This is a genomic window from Sphingomonas sp. Leaf30 (assembly GCF_001422525.1).
GTDB lineage: Bacteria > Pseudomonadota > Alphaproteobacteria > Sphingomonadales > Sphingomonadaceae > Sphingomonas > Sphingomonas aerolata.
Genome location: NZ_LMKZ01000004.1, coordinates 1 through 1,072, shown reverse-complemented (window position 1 = coordinate 1,072; position 1,072 = coordinate 1). Strand labels below are relative to the sequence as shown.

1 protein-coding gene is annotated in these 1,072 nt (G+C 66.0%); it reads left to right on the top strand.

Features of this window, described 5'->3' with window-relative positions; translation table 11 throughout:
• Positions 1–85: 85 nt before the first annotated feature.
• Positions 86–1,072 (top strand): IS5/IS1182 family transposase (locus ASE89_RS09415; RefSeq protein WP_056676652.1); only part of this gene is annotated, 987 nt, incomplete at its 3' end.

Below are 1,072 nucleotides of genomic sequence, written 5' to 3'. Positions count from 1 at the left end.
AGTGGGCGATTGTGTTGAAAAAGTCGGCCTTGCAGTGGTGTCGGCGGTCTGATTCAATCTTCGCGAGGTGAGCGGAGACGGGCCGATGATGGGCGAGCGGACGGTAGCGCAGGAAGCGCTGTTCTACAGCTTCAGTCTGGAGCGGCATGTGCCGGCGGACCACATGCTGCGTTCGATTGACCGGTTCGTGGACCTGTCGGGCGTGCGCGAGCATCTGAAGCCGTTCTACAGCGAGATGGGACGGCCATCGATCGACCCCGAGCTGATGATCCGCATGCTCATCATCGGCTACTGCATGGGGATCCGTTCCGAGCGTCGGTTGTGCGACGAGGTGCATCTGAACCTGGCCTATCGCTGGTTCTGCCGGCTCGGGCTGGAGGGCGACGTGCCCGACCACTCTACCTTCTCGAAGAACCGCCATGGCCGCTTTCGCGACAGCGACCTGCTGCGCCGACTGTTCGAAACGACGGTCGAACGCTGCATGGCCGAGGGGCTGGTCGGTGGCGAGGGCTTCGCCGTCGATGCGAGCCTGATCCGGGCCGATGCCAATCGTCAGACTGGCGGCCCGGGAAGCGACGGCCTGCCGCCCGACGCCGACACGCGTGCCGTTCGCGAGTATCTTGCCGTCCTCGACGATGCCGCATTCGGGGCGGCCACGCCGGTGGTGCCGAAGTTTCTGGCACCGGCGGATCCGGCGTCGCGCTGGACCTGCGCGCATGGCGGGCAAGCCTATTACGCCTACTCGACCAACTACCTCATCGATCTCGACCATGCCGTCATCATGGACGTGGAGCCGAGCACTGCGATCCGGCAGGCCGAGGTGACCGCCTGCAAACGGATGATCGAGCGCGTGCAGGACCGCTTCGGCGTCTGGCCCGAACGGCTGGCGGCGGACACCGGTTATGGCTCGGCCGAGATGCTGGCGTGGCTCGTCCACGAGCGCGACATCCACCCGCACATCCCCGTGTTCGACAAGTCTGCCCGCCGCGACGGCACCTTCGCGCGGGCAGATTTCCGCTATGACCTGGGCGACGACAGCTATGTCTGCCCTGCCGGCAACCGCCTGCGCCCC